The 15,071-nt window shown below is 34.3% G+C and carries 19 protein-coding genes; 12 read left to right on the top strand and 7 right to left on the bottom strand.

All coding sequences use genetic code 11. From position 1 onward, the window contains the following. Positions 1 to 156: 156 nt before the first annotated feature. The 3 genes from PEDSA_RS10430 to PEDSA_RS10420 form a co-directional block, all read right to left on the bottom strand. Complete coding sequence (locus tag PEDSA_RS10430; protein WP_013633127.1) at positions 157 to 348, bottom strand: cold-shock protein; 192 nt, start codon at positions 346 to 348, stop codon at positions 157 to 159. Between the two features lie 138 nt (positions 349 to 486). After that, complete coding sequence (locus tag PEDSA_RS10425; protein WP_013633126.1) at positions 487 to 807, bottom strand: DUF3276 family protein; 321 nt, start codon at positions 805 to 807, stop codon at positions 487 to 489. Positions 808 to 966: 159 nt separating this feature from the next. Beyond that, positions 967 to 2,751, bottom strand: a complete 1,785-nt coding sequence (locus PEDSA_RS10420) for an ABC transporter ATP-binding protein (protein ID WP_013633125.1) — start codon at positions 2,749 to 2,751, stop codon at positions 967 to 969. A 204-nt stretch (positions 2,752 to 2,955) separates the two neighbouring features. On the opposite strand from PEDSA_RS10420, the gene PEDSA_RS10415 reads away from it, so the two are divergent. From PEDSA_RS10415 to PEDSA_RS10380, 8 genes are all read left to right on the top strand, one after another. Then, entirely contained in the window at positions 2,956 to 4,044 is a 1,089-nt protein-coding gene (locus PEDSA_RS10415; protein ID WP_013633124.1) for a Glu/Leu/Phe/Val family dehydrogenase, read from the top strand. A 59-nt stretch (positions 4,045 to 4,103) separates the two neighbouring features. Then, positions 4,104 to 5,045, top strand: coding sequence for a transcription antitermination factor NusB (nusB, locus tag PEDSA_RS10410; RefSeq protein ID WP_013633123.1), 942 nt, complete (start codon positions 4,104 to 4,106; stop codon positions 5,043 to 5,045). A 28-nt stretch (positions 5,046 to 5,073) separates the two neighbouring features. Next, positions 5,074 to 5,505, top strand: coding sequence for a DUF1573 domain-containing protein (locus PEDSA_RS10405; protein WP_013633122.1), 432 nt, complete (start codon positions 5,074 to 5,076; stop codon positions 5,503 to 5,505). 15 nt (positions 5,506 to 5,520) lie between these two features. Further along, the gene (gene yajC, locus PEDSA_RS10400; protein WP_013633121.1) at positions 5,521 to 5,823 is read left to right on the top strand and encodes a preprotein translocase subunit YajC; all 303 of its coding nucleotides are present in this window, start codon (positions 5,521 to 5,523) and stop codon (positions 5,821 to 5,823) included. Positions 5,824 to 5,998: 175 nt separating this feature from the next. Further along, a complete protein-coding gene (locus PEDSA_RS10395) occupies positions 5,999 to 6,946 on the top strand; it encodes a CdaR family protein (RefSeq protein WP_013633120.1) in 948 nt (315 codons plus the stop codon). 1 nt (position 6,947) lies between these two features. Beyond that, complete coding sequence (coaE, locus tag PEDSA_RS10390) at positions 6,948 to 7,541, top strand: dephospho-CoA kinase (RefSeq protein ID WP_013633119.1); 594 nt, start codon at positions 6,948 to 6,950, stop codon at positions 7,539 to 7,541. Continuing rightward, the gene (locus tag PEDSA_RS10385) at positions 7,528 to 8,466 is read left to right on the top strand and encodes an MBL fold metallo-hydrolase (RefSeq protein ID WP_013633118.1); all 939 of its coding nucleotides are present in this window, start codon (positions 7,528 to 7,530) and stop codon (positions 8,464 to 8,466) included. The genes coaE and PEDSA_RS10385 overlap by 14 nt, the downstream gene beginning before the upstream one ends. Positions 8,467 to 8,489: 23 nt before the next feature. Next, positions 8,490 to 8,939, top strand: a complete 450-nt coding sequence (locus PEDSA_RS10380) for a MarR family winged helix-turn-helix transcriptional regulator (protein WP_013633117.1) — start codon at positions 8,490 to 8,492, stop codon at positions 8,937 to 8,939. Between the two features lie 62 nt (positions 8,940 to 9,001). Here PEDSA_RS10380 and PEDSA_RS10375 read toward each other — a convergent pair whose 3' ends face one another. From PEDSA_RS10375 to PEDSA_RS10365, 3 genes are read right to left on the bottom strand one after another with little or no spacing between them, the layout of a single operon-like run. Continuing rightward, a complete protein-coding gene (locus PEDSA_RS10375) occupies positions 9,002 to 9,715 on the bottom strand; it encodes a ZIP family metal transporter (RefSeq protein ID WP_013633116.1) in 714 nt (237 codons plus the stop codon). A 16-nt stretch (positions 9,716 to 9,731) separates the two neighbouring features. Then, complete coding sequence (locus PEDSA_RS10370) at positions 9,732 to 10,316, bottom strand: phosphatase PAP2 family protein (RefSeq protein WP_013633115.1); 585 nt, start codon at positions 10,314 to 10,316, stop codon at positions 9,732 to 9,734. Then, positions 10,313 to 11,044 carry an SAM-dependent methyltransferase gene (locus PEDSA_RS10365; protein WP_013633114.1) on the bottom strand — a complete coding sequence of 244 codons (732 nt, stop codon included), beginning with the start codon at positions 11,042 to 11,044 and terminating at the stop codon, positions 10,313 to 10,315. Before PEDSA_RS10365 ends, PEDSA_RS10370 begins: the two co-directional genes overlap by 4 nt. Positions 11,045 to 11,174: 130 nt before the next feature. Between PEDSA_RS10365 and PEDSA_RS10360 the strand changes: the two genes are divergently transcribed. From PEDSA_RS10360 to PEDSA_RS10350, 3 genes are all read left to right on the top strand, one after another. After that, positions 11,175 to 12,314, top strand: a complete 1,140-nt coding sequence (locus tag PEDSA_RS10360) for a cysteine desulfurase family protein (RefSeq protein ID WP_013633113.1) — start codon at positions 11,175 to 11,177, stop codon at positions 12,312 to 12,314. 59 nt (positions 12,315 to 12,373) lie between these two features. After that, positions 12,374 to 12,583, top strand: a complete 210-nt coding sequence (locus PEDSA_RS10355) for a hypothetical protein (protein WP_013633112.1) — start codon at positions 12,374 to 12,376, stop codon at positions 12,581 to 12,583. 151 nt (positions 12,584 to 12,734) lie between these two features. Continuing rightward, a complete protein-coding gene (locus tag PEDSA_RS10350; protein ID WP_013633111.1) occupies positions 12,735 to 13,082 on the top strand; it encodes an L-rhamnose mutarotase in 348 nt (115 codons plus the stop codon). On the opposite strand, the gene PEDSA_RS10345 is transcribed toward PEDSA_RS10350, so the two are convergent. Next, the gene (locus PEDSA_RS10345) at positions 13,076 to 13,978 is read right to left on the bottom strand and encodes a helix-turn-helix domain-containing protein (RefSeq protein ID WP_013633110.1); all 903 of its coding nucleotides are present in this window, start codon (positions 13,976 to 13,978) and stop codon (positions 13,076 to 13,078) included. The two genes, PEDSA_RS10350 and PEDSA_RS10345, sit on opposite strands and share 7 nt — an antisense overlap. A gap of 222 nt (positions 13,979 to 14,200) precedes the next feature. On the opposite strand from PEDSA_RS10345, the gene PEDSA_RS10340 reads away from it, so the two are divergent. Then, on the top strand, positions 14,201 to 15,067 hold the full coding sequence (locus tag PEDSA_RS10340; protein ID WP_013633109.1) for an AraC family transcriptional regulator: 867 nt from the start codon (positions 14,201 to 14,203) through the stop codon (positions 15,065 to 15,067). Positions 15,068 to 15,071: the final 4 nt, after the last annotated feature.

Genomic DNA, 15,071 nt, shown 5'->3' with positions numbered 1-15,071 from the left:
CAAATATAAAGCTTTTAATGGGAGTGTATTGTTTCTTTAGTCGACTTATTGGAACCAAGAAAAGGCGGGATAGTAATTAAAATAAAAAAGCCATCGCTATTGCGATGGCTTAAAATCGAAGTTTTTCTAAATGTTAAGTATATCTAATATTGGAGATTAAGCCAATTTTACATTCACTGCATTTAATCCTTTTCTTCCTTCTTTAAGGTCGAAAGTAACTTGATCATTTTCTGAGATTTCATCGATTAGGCCAGAAACATGTACAAAATATTCTTTGTCTGTTCCGTTTTCTTTAATAAAACCAAAACCTTTAGTTGCATTAAAGAACTTTACTGTTCCGTTGTTCATTATTATAAAAAAAAAATTATTCGTTACCAAATGTATACATAATTTTTCTATAAAACGGAAATTTTTTCCTAAATTATTTTCAATAAAAAAAGCCGCAATGTTTTGCGGCTTTGTATTTCGTTTTAGAATTTAGTAAAGTTAGAATGAGAACTCATCATCAGTTTTCTGCAAAGTCTCCTCTGTAGCATACTCATATCTTTTCTCAACAACTTCCTGATGAGATTTGATATACTCAACTGTTTCAGATAATCCCTCTGCAAATTTTTCGAAGTCTTCTTTATAAAGGAAAATCTTATGTTTCACGAACATACCATCTTCCAACCTTTTCTTACTCTCTGTGATTGTGATGTAATAATCATTTGATCTCGTTGATTTCACATCAAAGAAATAAGTTCTTTTTCCAGCTCTTACCTTCTTCGAAAATACCTCTTCTCTCTCTTTGTTTTCGTAATCTCCCATGCTGTGTATAAGTTGTTTAAGTTTTGATTGCCTAAATAAAGAAATAAAAAACTAAACTTCCAAATATTAACCAAATAAAGTTAAGGAAAAAGTGAGAAAAGTTAGGTTTGCCTTAAATTTGTACAACCAATTATAGAATTTGAAGAAGGTATACGAAATTTACAAAACTTCCTCTTCTAAAAGTTGTTTTTCATACAGTTCAAAATATAGACCCCGGTTTTCAATCAATTCTTCGTGTTTACCCTGTTCAATAATTTTGCCATCATCGAGTACTAAAATCTTGTCTGAATTTTTGATCGTAGAAACCCTATGAGCTATAATTATGCTGGTTTTGCCTTGCATAATCTTACCCAGATTCCGAAGAATGGATTCCTCGGTTTTAGTATCCACAGCTGAAAGCGAGTCGTCGAAAATTAAAAGCTTTGGAGAGTTAATAATTGCTCGTGCTATAGATACCCGTTGTTTTTGTCCTCCGGATAATGTTATTCCTCTTTCGCCTATAAAAGTTTCAAATTGATTTTCAAACTCCATAATGTTATTATAAACAGCAGCATTTTTTGCAGCTTGTTCTACATCGTTCATGTTTACGGTATCTTGGCCAAATGCAATATTATGAGCAATTGTATCGGAAAATAAGAAGACGTCCTGAGGAACAAAGCCTGTTTGGCTCCTGAAATCATTTAGGTTTAACAACTTGATGTTTTTTCCATCGATAAGGACTTCTCCATTACTAACATCGTACATTCGCAAAAGGATATTCGCTAAAGTTGACTTTCCAGAGCCGGTTCTGCCTATTATTGCAAGTTTTTCTCCAGGGTTTATAGAAAAAGAAACATTTTTTAAAGCATGTATTCCGGTATCGGGATAAATGAAATCAACATTTTTAAATTCTACACGGCCTGAAAGTGTATGGGTTTCTGTTGTTAAAGAGACTATTTCCGGTTTGGTATGTAGAAAGACATTTATTCGTTTTTGTGAAGCAGCTGCTCTCTGAATTAAGGAAGTTACCCAACCTAAAGATGAAACTGGAAATGTTAACTGGTTTACATATACAATGAATTCCGCTATATTTCCTGCGGTTATCTTTCCGCTGATTACATCTAATCCTCCAATGTATACGGTAATAATAGTGCTGATACCAACCAAAAGAAGCATTATAGGGTAAAATAGCGCCTGTATTTTAACCAAGCTCATCGAGTCCTCTTTATAATGTTCGCTTTCATTAGCAAAACCTTCCCTGATTCTTTGTTCCTGGGTATACGCCTTTATTACTCTAATTCCAGAGAAAGATTCCTGAACAAATGAAGATAAACTGCTTAGTCGCTCCTGTATTTTCTCACTCTTATTGTGGATTTTATTGTGTACATTATAAATGATAAGAGCTAATATGGGCAAAGGTGCAATGCTTAATAAAGCCAATTTTACATTTACCATTAACATAGAGGTTATAACCAAAAGGAATAAAACCACCGTATTAATAGTATACATTATAGCTGGTCCCAAATACATTCTAACCCGGCTTACATCTTCGGTCACATGGTTCATCAAGTTGCCGGTATTGTTCCTTCTAAAAAAAGCTAGATTTAGTTTTTGGTAATGTTCATATATTTCGTTTTTCAAGTCATATTCTATGTGCCTGGATGTTAAAATAATAGTTTGGCGCATGAAAAATAATAATATGCCGCGCACAAGAGCCATAAGTAAAACCAGAGCACCAAAGAACAGCAATCCAAAAGCAAAAATCTTATAGATAATCTCTTGCCTTTCGAAACCATTAAATAACCTGTACAAGGCAATGTTTTCGGTTACCATATCTAAAGCAAGTCTTATAATTTGCGCTGGTATAACGGCAAAGAAATTGGAAGTGATAACGAAGAAAACTCCGGGTATAAGCTTCCACTTGTATTTTAGTAAAAATTTATTGAGGTAGGCTAAATCTTTCATCTTAATAATGCAAAAGTACTCATTGCAATTGCAATTTACAGATATAAAAAATCATAACAATGCTAAAAATGCTATTGAAATCTGTCTGTGTATTATAAAAATTACTTTGCCTCGTGTGATAAAACTTCACATTTAAAATAATCTAAAAAAAGTTTCGAAAAAAACAGCTACTTTTGTTGCAAAACATAAACATCCGAAGGTAATATGTCATCGATTCGTTTTGAAGAAAGTTCAGTTTTCAATCAGTTAGCTTCTTTTGAACATCAGCAGGTAGTTTTTTGTCATGATGAGGATACAGGCCTGAAAGCCATTATTGCGATTCATAATACGGTTTTGGGCCCGGCTTTAGGTGGCACCAGAATGTGGTCTTATGAAACCGAGGCTGAAGCACTGTATGACGTTTTGCGTCTATCAAAGGCAATGACTTACAAAGCTGCGATCACCGGATTGAATCTGGGCGGAGGAAAAGCGGTAATCATTGGTGACAGCAGAAATGATAAAACTGAGGTTTTAATGCGCCGTTTCGGAAGATTCATTGAAAATCTAAATGGATCTTTTATCACCACGCAGGATGTGGGTACAAGTCCTAAGGATATGGAATTTATCCGTATGGAAACCAAATATGTGACAGGTGTTCCGGAGGTCTTAGGAGGAGCGGGAGATTTGTCTCCGGTTACTGCTAAAGGTGTTTATATGGGGATAAAAGCCTCTGTAAAAGAATTGTTTGGTACAGATTCTTTGGCCGGAAGAAGTGTGGCTGTGCAGGGAACTGGACATGTGGGAGAGCATTTGGTAAATTTATTAAGAATAGAAAACGCCAAGGTTTATGTGAGTGACATTAGTCAGGAGAGAATGATTAAGGTTGCTAAGAAATACGGTGCTGAAGTGGTAAATAATAATAGCCTTTTTGATATAGATTTCGACGTGTACGCACCTTGTGCTTTAGGGGCAACAGTAAATCCAGAAACTATTAATAAAATGAAATGTGCTATTATAGCCGGATCTGCAAACAACCAGCTCGCAGATGAAAAAAGAGACGGCCAATTGCTTTTAGATAAAGGTATATTGTTTGCTCCGGATTATCTTATCAATGCAGGCGGCTTGATTAATTGTTATTCTGAATTGGAAGGATATTCTAAAAAGAGAACAATGCAGATGGCAGAAAAAATTTATGATGCTACACTTCAGGTTCTGAAAAAATCAAAACAAGAAAGTATTCCGACCAATATCGCTGCTGATAAAATTGCAGAAAAAAGAATTCAGGATATTAAGAAGATTAAATCTTCATTTTAAAATAAAAACACCAAAAAAATATATAAAAGGGTTTATTAACCATCGTTCTTTAAAAATTTATGTTGAATAGAAGGCATTTAAGGATAAAAGTAATGCAGTCGCTATATGCGTACCTGCAGTCTGAAGGAAGTGATTACAGAAAACAAGAGAAAGGTCTGCTTGCTAGTGTAGATAAGGTTTATGAAATGTACATCAGCCTATTGGCTTTAATTAATGATGTTGTGCAGTATTCCGAAATTGACGCAGAGGAAAGGGCTAATAAACATTTGCCATCAACAGAAGATTTAAACCCTAATTTGAAAATTTTAGATAATCTTTTTATAAAACTGCTCCTGGAAAATGAAGAATATATTCAGGCAGTTAAAAAGTATAAGATTTCCTGGGATTTTGATCCGGAATTAGCTCGTTCATTGTTTTTTACGCTAAAGAACTCACAAGAATATAAAGATTATTTAGCTGCGGAAGGTCATGATCTCCATTCAGACAAAGACATCATCAAATTTATTTTCAAAAAGGTAATTCTTAAATCCGAACTGGCGCAGAATGCGTTAGAAGAAAAGCATATCAACTGGCAGGTAGATCAGGATGTATTGCAAGCCATGGTTGCAAAAACTTTAAAGAATTTTGATGAAGTTGATGGTAATAGTAAACTAGCACAAATCAGTTCTAACTGGATAGAGGACAGAGAGTTTATTATAGATTTATTCCATAAAACGCTGGCTAATGATGCTTCTTGTCAGGAAATGATCGCAGGAAAAACTAAAAACTGGGAAGCGGATAGGATTGCGATGATGGACATTTTAATAATGAAAATGGCCTTAGCAGAACTTATTTATTTTTCAAGTATTCCAGTTAAAGTAACCATAAACGAATATTTGGAAATAGCGAAGGAATTCAGTACTCCAAAGAGTAATGTATTTATCAACGGAATATTGGATAAGATATTAGGTGAATTACAGGCTCAAAATAAAATAAGGAAATACGGCCGAGGCTTAGTATAATTGTATCTGTTTATTTTAAACCATAAATATGAAAAAATATATTTTATTGGTTGCTGGCGCAATTATTATCAGTTCTTGTAACAGCAACACCTCAAAACAAGCATCAGAGCAAGCAGATTCGGCAAATGTAGCTGTAAATGCAGAAGAAGCGCCGGTTATAAAATTTAAACAAGACGTTTACGATTTTGGGAAAATTCAGGAAGGACAGAAAGTCTCTTTTGATTTCGAATTTGTTAATGAAGGGAAGTCACCTTTGATCATTTCTGACGCTTCAGCAACGTGTGGATGCACAGTTCCGGAAGTTCCACAGGAGCCAATTTTGCCAGGAAAGGAAGGAAAAATAAGGGTGGTGTTTAACAGTACGGGAAAAAGTGGCTTACAAGATAAACCGATAACAATTAGAGCAAATACAGTCCCTGCTGAAACTGTGGTGCGTTTAATTGGAGAAATAGTTAAATAAAGTAAAATATATATTATGTTGTTAAATTTCGTTTTATTACAGGCATCAGGAGGAGTAATGAGCTTTCTTCCAATGTTATTGATCATAGTAGTCTTCTATTTTTTTATGATCAGACCTCAGATGAAAAAGGCAAAAGATCATAAAAAATTTGTTGCCGAGCTAAAAAAAGGAGATAAAGTAATTACCACTGCTGGAATTCATGGCAGAATAGTTGATTTAAATGAAACAACAATTGTTTTAGAAACCGAAGGCGGAGGTAAGATCCGTTTTGACAAAAGTGCAGTTTCTTTAGACGCTTCCAAAGGATTGAACGCGTAATAGCCCGTTTTAAAATATTAAATGCCACTTCGTCAAAACAAACGGGTGGCATTTTTTATTTCATATCTTTGATAGGAATTGAGAGAGCTTAAATAAGTAACTTGAAATTGTTAAAGACAGTAATTATCAATAAACTCGTAACTTTTGGCTATTTAATCAAACTTACTTTAAATAGATGGCATTAATAAGATTATCGTTAGGTGAAAGAAAAAGAATAAGCATGTTTTTTACATGTATTATTTTAGCTTTTGCGGCCTGGCTAATCTATTCTTTGTCTATGAAGTACGATTACAATGTGAAAGCTATAGCCTCTTTTAAAAGCCTTCCGCAAAATAAGGCTTTTTATCCTTTACAGTCGGATACCGTTGTCCTGATAATTAGGGGCACTGGCTGGCAATTGCTTTTCAATAAGTTAAGCAAGTCTGTGTCTGAAATTAAGGTAGACTTGAATTCTTTGGAAAGAAGGAATTTTGTAAGTATAAAAGAGCAAATGGCTGATATTAATAATCAGTTTTTTTCCAATCAGACTATCATAAAAGTTTTACCAGATACGCTTTTTTTTGATTTTACAACAAGGACGGTGAAACGGGTGCCGATTAGGTTCAAATCAGAATTGGAGTATAAAAAGCAGTTTGGCCAATCTAAAGAAATCATACTTAAACCATCACACGTTACTGTAACGGGACCGGCGGAAGTTATAAAAGAAATAAGCCATTGGGATACCGATACTTTTAAAGCTAAAGGAATTAGCGGCAATATATCTTCAAATATAGAATTGAAAAAGGCTAAGGAAGCCAATATAAGTATCTTTCCAAATCGGGTCGAATTTAAGCTCGAGGTTGAAGAATTTACTGAAAAAGAGATCGAAATCCCTATAAAAGTTATCAATAATCCTAACTACTATAAAGTTAAATTGGTGCCGGCTATAGTTAAAGTTTATGCAATGACATCTTTATCTGATTATTCATCGGTCGATGAAAATCATATTTCTGCAACTGTAGACCTTTCTCTTTGGGCGGATAAACAGGCAACCCGGTTGCCCGTAACTATTGTTAACAGAAACCCTTTTGTTCAAATTAGTCGTATAGTGCCACAGCAGGTGGATTTCATGATAAGCAAGTAAAATGAAAGTAGGTATAACAGGAGGAATAGGTAGCGGTAAATCGACAGTGAGTAGTATTTTCGAGCTATTAGGCATTCCTGTATATTATGCAGATATCGAAGCAAAAAAGCTAATGGTTAGCAACCTAACGATAAGAGAAAAAGTGATAGAGTTATTCGGTAAAGAATCTTATATAAACGGTGAGCTTAATAGGAAGCATATATCAGCAATAGCTTTTAATGACTCAACCTTGTTGGAAAAACTAAATGCGACAGTTCATCCCGTTGTAATAGGGGATTATAAAGAATGGGTAAAGCAACAAAGTGCAGTATATACGCTTAAGGAGGCGGCTTTGCTTTTCGAAAGCGGAACTTACCTGGATAGTGATTTTAATATTTTAGTATCATCTCCTTTAGATTTGCGGATAGAAAGAGTGATGAAAAGAGATCATGTGTCTAGAGAAGAAGTATTAGCCAGAATTACTAAACAAATGCCTGAAGAAGAGAAAGAAAGGTTGGCAACATTTATAATTTATAATAATGAATCTGAGTTTCTGATTACTCAGGTATTAAGTATTCATCAGAAAGTTTTGAGTTTAGTTAATGATAAAAGATGATTTTCTAGTGAAAACTCCGGAGGGATTGTACTGTGCTTACGGAGATTTTTATTTAGATCCGGAATTGCCAGTACAAAACGCTGTTATTTCCCATGCACACGGAGACCATGCCCGAGCTGGCAACGCAAACGTGTATGCCACAGCTTTCACCAAAGAACTAATGTTATTGAGGTACAAAAAGAAAGCTGCAAAAGAATTTTTCATCAAAGGTTATAAGCAGGAATTTAGCCTTAATAATGTTAAGCTTAGTTTCTATCCCGCCGGTCATATTTTGGGTTCGGCAATGGTTCTAATGGAGTTTGATGGAGCAAGATATCTATATACGGGAGATTATAAAATGCAGGAAGATAGTACCTGCGAAAAAATAGAATTGCCGTTGGCAGATGTGCTTATTACAGAAAGTACATTTGCGAACCCTAAAGTTAAGCATCCAGATGCTACAGGAGAAATAAAAAAACTTAACGCGATTTCTTCCAATATCCTTTTAGGCGTTTACGGATTGGGCAAGGCACAAAGAATAACAGCTTTAATTAATGAATTCTGTCCGACTAAGGAGGTTCATGTTCATTATTCCATTTTTCCAATTCATCAACTTTATAATAGATTTGACGTAAACATAGGTAAGTACAGCTTGTATAATCGAAAATCTTTAAAACAAAATGGTGAAAATCAGATTTATTTAATACCTCCATTGACTTTTAATAGTTATAGGCGAGCTGTCGGTGTGGCAAGAGTTTTTGCTTCTGGATGGGAATATCTCCAGCAAGGGAATGATTTATCCTTGTATATATCTGATCATGTGGATTGGGAAGATATTTTAAATACTATAAGTATAGTAAAACCAACCGAAGTATGGACTTTGCATGGAGATGGCAATCATTTAAAAGTGTTTTTAAAGGAAAAAGTGAGGACAAAGATTTTGTAGTGAATTTAAAAATAGAGAGTTTCATGGAGTTAGAAAAAGAAATTAGGAATAACCGTTTTGAAAGCAATTTTAACAAGGTAGTGGTTAACATTATTTATACTTATGGTTGGGTAAATAATTGTCTAAAATCTGGATTGGACAAGTACAATTTAACGCATCAACAATATAATGTATTGCGTATCTTGAGAGGACAGCGTCCGAACCCGGCTACTGTTAATTTGATTAAAGAAAGAATGCTGGATAAAATGTCTGATGCTTCCAGAATAGTTGACAGACTGGTAGCAAAAGAACTGGTGGTGCGGAAGGTTTGCGAGCAGGATAGAAGAGCCGTAGATATTACTATTTCTGATAAAGGGCTAGAACTTTTAGACAAAATTTGCCTTGATGAGATGACGAGGGATATTATATCGAAGAATCTAACGGAAGAAGAGGCAGGTTTATTAAGTGATCTGTTGGATAAACTGAGAGGGTAAAAATAATGATTAAAAAGGTCTGGCAATTTCAAAATGTTATCATTTGAAACTGCCAGACCTTTTTAATGCTGGTGTAGTAAAAAACCAGATAAAGCGATTAAAGTACCAGCTATAACTGCAATTGTCTTTTTGATGGAAAATTTATGATCGACACTGGCCTCAAACAGAATTGTTGTAGAAATATGTAGGAAGATACCAATTACAATGCCCATTATATATTGATAATAAGCCGTGTTTATTAAACTGCCACTCTTTAGACTGTAACTGAAAATATAGCCAAGCGGAGCCATTAGTGCAAATACAATCAATAAAACAATCGTTTTACTTTTACTTACATGATTACTTAATAAAACGCTTCCCAATGCGAAAGCAGCAGGAATATGGTGTATTGCAATACCGAAAACCAAATGGTTCTGTTCTTTGGTAGTTAAGGGCATACCTTCAAGAAAAGCATGTAAACACAAGCTGATCATTATTCCCCATGGAAATGCAGAACCATGATTGTGTGCATGTATATGGCCGTGTTCAATTCCTTGCGAGAATTGTTCCAGAAGTATTTGAAGGATAAAGCCTGCCAATATGAATAGGCCGACATAGTGATTGTGGGATTCGTAAACATCAGGAAGAAGGTGGAGTACCGTAATACCAAATAAATAAGCTCCACTAAAAGAAAGAATAAGCTTTAATCTGTAAGTATTCTCCTGTTTAACAAAAAATACTGACAAACCGCCAATAAGAGCCCCTGCTGTTAAAATAAATATGAATAAATAATTCATGTCCGGTTATTTTGTGCTAATCAATTTGTTCAACGTTAGGTTCAAGCTGGAAATAGCGTTTGTAAATTTTTGCCAATAAAAATCCTATTAAGGAGCCATATAAAGCACCAACGGTAACGTCTATGGGATAATGGACACCTACATAAACCTGTGCAAAAGATATCAATCCGGCCCAAAGTATTCCTATGGCAATAATATGTTTCCATATTCTTCTAAAAATTCCTATAAGAAACATTGCTATTGCGAAATGGTCTGTAGCATGTGTAGAGGGAAAACTTTTTCCTGCTCCACAACCAACCCTTGCGTTAACCTGATCTTTAATGGTTTCGTCATTGCAAGGTCTTACCCTCTCGAAAGTAGGTTTTAAAAGTTTTGCACTTGTAAAATCGGCAAGGCCTACGGTAGCGCTCAGAAATAAAATCAGGTAGAAACCTTTAAGTTTATATTTACCAACTGAAAAAGCGATAATGAAAATATAAAGTGGGATCCATGTATATTTATTTCTTAAAATAGGCATCAGCCAATCGAAAAAGGCATTGCCAAGTGCTTTATTAACAAAAAAGAATACTTCCTGATCGAAATGTAAAAGCTGATTTATCATATTTTGGTACAAACAAAAATTAATCTATCAGAACTGTTTATATCAAATTCATTTAGATGATAGTCTCCAAATAATTTTTCAATTTTCAATCCTGATAAGGAAAAAAGTTTTTCAAAATCATCCAATTTAAAATCGTTCACTTCTTCTTTGTAAGAATAGTTTTTTCCGTCTTTATAAAAATCTATAGTTTTTACAATTTTACCGTTTTGTACACTTCGGGTAATATGAAAGTCAATCCCATCGATGTTTTTTGTTTCTTTTTCGACGAGATTATTAATGATTTTTTGACTGTTCATGTAATCTAAAACCAGCTTACCTTCTTTTTTTAATCCTTTTGCAAAGGCTTTAAGCGCACTTACATGTTCTTTTTCTGTTTTGAAGTAACCGAAACTGGTAAAGAGATTGAAAGAGAAATCGAAATAATTGATGTACAGCAATTTTCGCATATCGTGAACAAAGAAATGCAATTGATCGTTCTCAAATTGCTTCGCATATTTAATGCTGTTGTACGATAAGTCGATTCCAGTGACATCATATCCCTTTTTGTTCAGATAAATAGAATGCCGACCTTTGCCACATGCAATGTCCAGCATTTTTGTATGTTCACCGGGTTTTAAATAAGTACATAAGTTATCTATAAATAGCTCAGCTTCCTCCGTATCTCTCTGCTTGTAAAGTATATGATAAAATGGAGAATTGAACCAATTCTGAAACCACTCTTTTGGCATAGTAAGTATTGAATGTATTTTGCAAATATAGTTATTTAACAATTTTACGTAGCATTTAAAGTTTTCACCATCGACAAACTTTTTAATTCAGTAATTTTGAGCCGTATTTCAGCAGATTGATATTAAAATTATGAAAAGGAAAGTGTATTTAGATAATGCAGCGACAACTCCGTTAGATGATGAAGTAAAACAAGTGATGATAGCTGTTATGGAGGATAACTTTGGAAATCCTTCTTCTATACACGCTCATGGTAGAGAAGTGAGAACCATTATCGAAAAAGCAAGAAAAAATATCGCGAATTTATTAAATACAGCTCCTGCCAATATATTTTTTACTTCCAGCGGTACCGAAGCAGACAATACTGCAATAAGAAGATCTGTCGTTGACCTCGGCGTGAAACATATTATAACATCTCCTTTAGAACACCATGCTGTTTTGCATACAGTAGAAATGTTAGAAAGAAGTGGTGTTACAGTAAGTTATGTTAACGTAGACGATAAAGGTAATATAGATTATGAGCAACTGGAAAATCTGCTTCAAACCGATGAAAAAAGCCTGGTTTCGCTAATGCAGGCAAATAATGAAATAGGCACTTTAACAGATATTGAACGGATAGGAGAATTATGTCAGCAATACAATGCACTTTTTCATTGCGACACCGTTCAAACAGTTGGACATTACAAACATGATTTAAGCACTCTTAAGGTTGATTTTATAGCTTGTTCGGCACATAAAATTCATGGACCAAAAGGTGTTGGATTTATTTATATCAACCCGCGAATAAAAATTAATCCTATGATCTATGGTGGAGCGCAGGAACGGAACATGCGTGGAGGAACGGAGAATATATACGGAATTGCAGGTCTCTCTAAAGCTTTAAGTTTAGCTTATGAACATATGGGAGAACATCATTTATACATTCAGGAGCTTAAAGATTATATGAAAACCCAATTGGAAAAAGAAATTCCGGGAGTGGGATTCAATGGTGAAATATCGCCTGAAAAAAGTCTTTATACGGTGCTGAGTGTTTCTTTTCCGGAAATGGAAATGGCAGATATGTTATTGTTTAAATTAGATATTGGAGGAGTTTCGGCATCCGGAGGTAGTGCTTGTTCATCCGGAACAAACATTGGTTCCCATGTACTTACGGCAATAAAAGCATCGCCTGATAGACCGGCTGTTCGTTTTTCATTTTCTAAATATAACACGAAGGAAGAAATAGATTACGTAATCCAAAAAGTGAAAGAAGTATATAGGGATACTGAATAGGATGGCAGAATATTTGTGTATATTTTAATAAATAGAGACAATTTAGAATAGGAGGGGATATGAGGAAAAGCATGTTAGATAAGCTCAATGAAGAAAAAGAACGAGAGCTTAAGGAAAGGGAAAAACATCCGGTTAAATCCGAAGGAAGCAAAGAAAGTAGCCATCCTTCGTCTGTTATAGATGAGATGGAAAGCTTTACTGATATGCCATCAGAAAAGTTAAGAAGGCATAGAGGGCCGATAAACTCCAGTAATGGTCCCGGTGTTTAAGTAAAACGATTAAAAGCAGCATAATATTTATGCTGCTTTTTTATAAAAAGCCAATAACGTTTACTAATTGGTATATTTTGCAAAATTTTTTTACTTATCAAATTAGTTATTTGCAGGAAGTTTAAAAACTGAATCTTTCTAAAATAACGAAATGAAGAAATATTGTTTGGCTCTCGATTTGGTGGATGATCCCCCTCTAATTAAGGAATATACAGAGTGGCATGCGCGTGTTTGGCCTGAGGTGTTAGAAAGTATAAAGATGTCTGGAGTATTGGATATGGAGATATATCGCTATAAAAACAGACTATTTATGATAATGGAAACCGATGAGATGTTTTCTTTTGAAAAGAAAGAACTTATCGATCAGGAAAGTGAAAAAGTGCAGGAATGGGAAAGGATAATGTGGAGGTACCAAAAAGAAATGCCAGGATCTAAGCCTGGTGAAAAATGGGTTCTGATGGAAAAAATATTTTCTTTAGCAGAACTGGAAAGTCATTGATTCATTGTAAGACGTTTTTTATAATAAACAGGCGTTATATTCATAACCTTTTTAAATGTTTTTGAAAAATGATGCCTGTCAAAAAAACCGCAATCATAAGCAATTTCATCTATAGTCTTATCAGTGTGGTGCATGATACTGCAGGCGTTTTCTATTTTAACCTTAATAAGGTATTGCTGAATAGATATCCCCGTACTTACTTTAAATAACCTTGAAAAAGAATTTACCGCCATACTCGCTTTTTCCGCGAGCTCTTCATTGCTGATTTTGGATTGAAAGTTTTTTTCAATCATCCTCATCGCGGTAAATACTCGCTGATCTATGGTTTCATACCGCCAGGTATCACTTTTGATATTTAGAATAACTTCGTTTATAAGCTGCTTGATTTGTAAACATTCACTAAAACTGAACACCGTATCATTCTTACACGATTTTTGTATTTTCTGGATAAGCTCATAAATATAGTCTGTACAAGAGATAACGTTTATGTTCTTTTTAGCAAAGTCTAATGGAAAGCCAAGCGAGAAGTGAATGAAAAGATGATCTATTCTATTTTCTGATGCGATAGTTTCTAAAGTTTCGTTATTTCTAATTTTTCGACCTGATATGCTTTCTTCATTACTATTACTATTTTTCAAACGGGTAATGAACTTGGTATGGGGTGGAATAATAATGAGACTTCCCTTTTGAGGTTCTATAACCATATTTTCGAAATATATTTTTGCACCGCCTATAGTATTGTGATAAATACGCCAAAATGGAGCCGAGAAGTCATTACATTCCCATTCGTCAAGAACCCAATATCGGCAACATAAAAGTTTGATATTGACATCATTAAAAACCTGAATTATTTGCGACGGATCTCTTTTGGTCTGTTCGGTAACTCTTTCCTTCATTTGATGTTTGTTTTGTACACAAATATGAATGATATATATACACAAAACGTAAAATAAGTTTGTGTACTTTACATTAATCAATTATAGGCAAAAAAATATAAAGAAACCTATAGCGCAACTTATTAAATAAAATAAAAAAATCAGGTGTTTAACCTGAGGTGGAATTGTATTGGCTTGTCTATTAGTTTGTTAAACGATTGTTAAACCTTTAAATGAATTGACATGAAACCGCAATTACTTAAAGTTTCCGTGGGACCTGCACAGTCTTTTAGTGTACGTCAAGATTCTCGTCCGGTGATGAATAACAAATGGCATTACCATCCGGAGGTTGAACTTATACATTTTAACAAAGGTGTAGGTACACAATTTGTAGGAGATAGTATTACTAAATTTAATTCCGGTGATATCTTACTAATCGGATCAAACTTACCTCATTACTGGAAGTTTGAAGAATCGTTTTTAACCAATTATACTGATGATGCTGATATTAAAGTCGCTCATTTTTCAGAAAATTTTTTAGGAAGTATATTTCTTAATCTACCTGAGAATAAGCCTATTAAAGATATTTTAGAGAAATCTAAACGCGGAATCCGGATTATTGAAGGCGACAAAAAGAAAGTTGCCGAGCTCTTGGATTTGATGCTACAAACTTCTGGCACAGAAAGGATTATTTATATGATTCAGGCATTACTTGAAATCAGCAGATCTACAGAAATAGAAGTGCTATCTTCTTTAGGTTTTGCTTGTAATATGGAAGAAGTGGATAAAGACCGAATGAAAGATATCTATGAATATTCTTATGCGAATTTCAGAAATAAGATCAATCTTGAAGAAATAGCAGAGGTTGCAAAAGTAAGTCCTAACTCATTCTGCCGTTATTTTAAATCCAGAACACATAAGACTTATTCTCAGTTTTTGATGGAAATAAAGGTTGGACAAGCTTGTAGGTTGTTAATGGATAGAAAGATGAATATCAAGCAAATTTGTTACGAAAGCGGATTTAATAATTTTGCCAGCTTTCATAAATGCTTTAAAACTATAACCGGGAAGAGCCCTTCAATTTATCAAAAAGAGTTTTCGACTCAATAATATT

The sequence above is a fragment of the Pseudopedobacter saltans DSM 12145 genome (genome assembly GCF_000190735.1).
GTDB lineage: Bacteria > Bacteroidota > Bacteroidia > Sphingobacteriales > Sphingobacteriaceae > Pseudopedobacter > Pseudopedobacter saltans.
This window is presented reverse-complemented; position numbering and strand designations above follow the sequence as displayed.

Coding starts and splice junctions, on each gene's coding strand:
- PEDSA_RS10430 (WP_013633127.1), bottom strand. CDS start 348: ATGAACAACGGAACAGTAAAGTTCTTTAATGCAACTAAAGGTTTTGGT.
- PEDSA_RS10425 (WP_013633126.1), bottom strand. CDS start 807: ATGGGAGATTACGAAAACAAAGAGAGAGAAGAGGTATTTTCGAAGAAG.
- PEDSA_RS10420 (WP_013633125.1), bottom strand. CDS start 2,751: ATGAAAGATTTAGCCTACCTCAATAAATTTTTACTAAAATACAAGTGG.
- PEDSA_RS10415 (WP_013633124.1), top strand. CDS start 2,956: ATGTCATCGATTCGTTTTGAAGAAAGTTCAGTTTTCAATCAGTTAGCT.
- nusB (WP_013633123.1), top strand. CDS start 4,104: ATGTTGAATAGAAGGCATTTAAGGATAAAAGTAATGCAGTCGCTATAT.
- PEDSA_RS10405 (WP_013633122.1), top strand. CDS start 5,074: ATGAAAAAATATATTTTATTGGTTGCTGGCGCAATTATTATCAGTTCT.
- yajC (WP_013633121.1), top strand. CDS start 5,521: ATGTTGTTAAATTTCGTTTTATTACAGGCATCAGGAGGAGTAATGAGC.
- PEDSA_RS10395 (WP_013633120.1), top strand. CDS start 5,999: ATGGCATTAATAAGATTATCGTTAGGTGAAAGAAAAAGAATAAGCATG.
- coaE (WP_013633119.1), top strand. CDS start 6,948: ATGAAAGTAGGTATAACAGGAGGAATAGGTAGCGGTAAATCGACAGTG.
- PEDSA_RS10385 (WP_013633118.1), top strand. CDS start 7,528: ATGATAAAAGATGATTTTCTAGTGAAAACTCCGGAGGGATTGTACTGT.
- PEDSA_RS10380 (WP_013633117.1), top strand. CDS start 8,490: ATGGAGTTAGAAAAAGAAATTAGGAATAACCGTTTTGAAAGCAATTTT.
- PEDSA_RS10375 (WP_013633116.1), bottom strand. CDS start 9,715: ATGAATTATTTATTCATATTTATTTTAACAGCAGGGGCTCTTATTGGC.
- PEDSA_RS10370 (WP_013633115.1), bottom strand. CDS start 10,316: ATGATAAATCAGCTTTTACATTTCGATCAGGAAGTATTCTTTTTTGTT.
- PEDSA_RS10365 (WP_013633114.1), bottom strand. CDS start 11,044: ATGCCAAAAGAGTGGTTTCAGAATTGGTTCAATTCTCCATTTTATCAT.
- PEDSA_RS10360 (WP_013633113.1), top strand. CDS start 11,175: ATGAAAAGGAAAGTGTATTTAGATAATGCAGCGACAACTCCGTTAGAT.
- PEDSA_RS10355 (WP_013633112.1), top strand. CDS start 12,374: ATGAGGAAAAGCATGTTAGATAAGCTCAATGAAGAAAAAGAACGAGAG.
- PEDSA_RS10350 (WP_013633111.1), top strand. CDS start 12,735: ATGAAGAAATATTGTTTGGCTCTCGATTTGGTGGATGATCCCCCTCTA.
- PEDSA_RS10345 (WP_013633110.1), bottom strand. CDS start 13,978: ATGAAGGAAAGAGTTACCGAACAGACCAAAAGAGATCCGTCGCAAATA.
- PEDSA_RS10340 (WP_013633109.1), top strand. CDS start 14,201: ATGAAACCGCAATTACTTAAAGTTTCCGTGGGACCTGCACAGTCTTTT.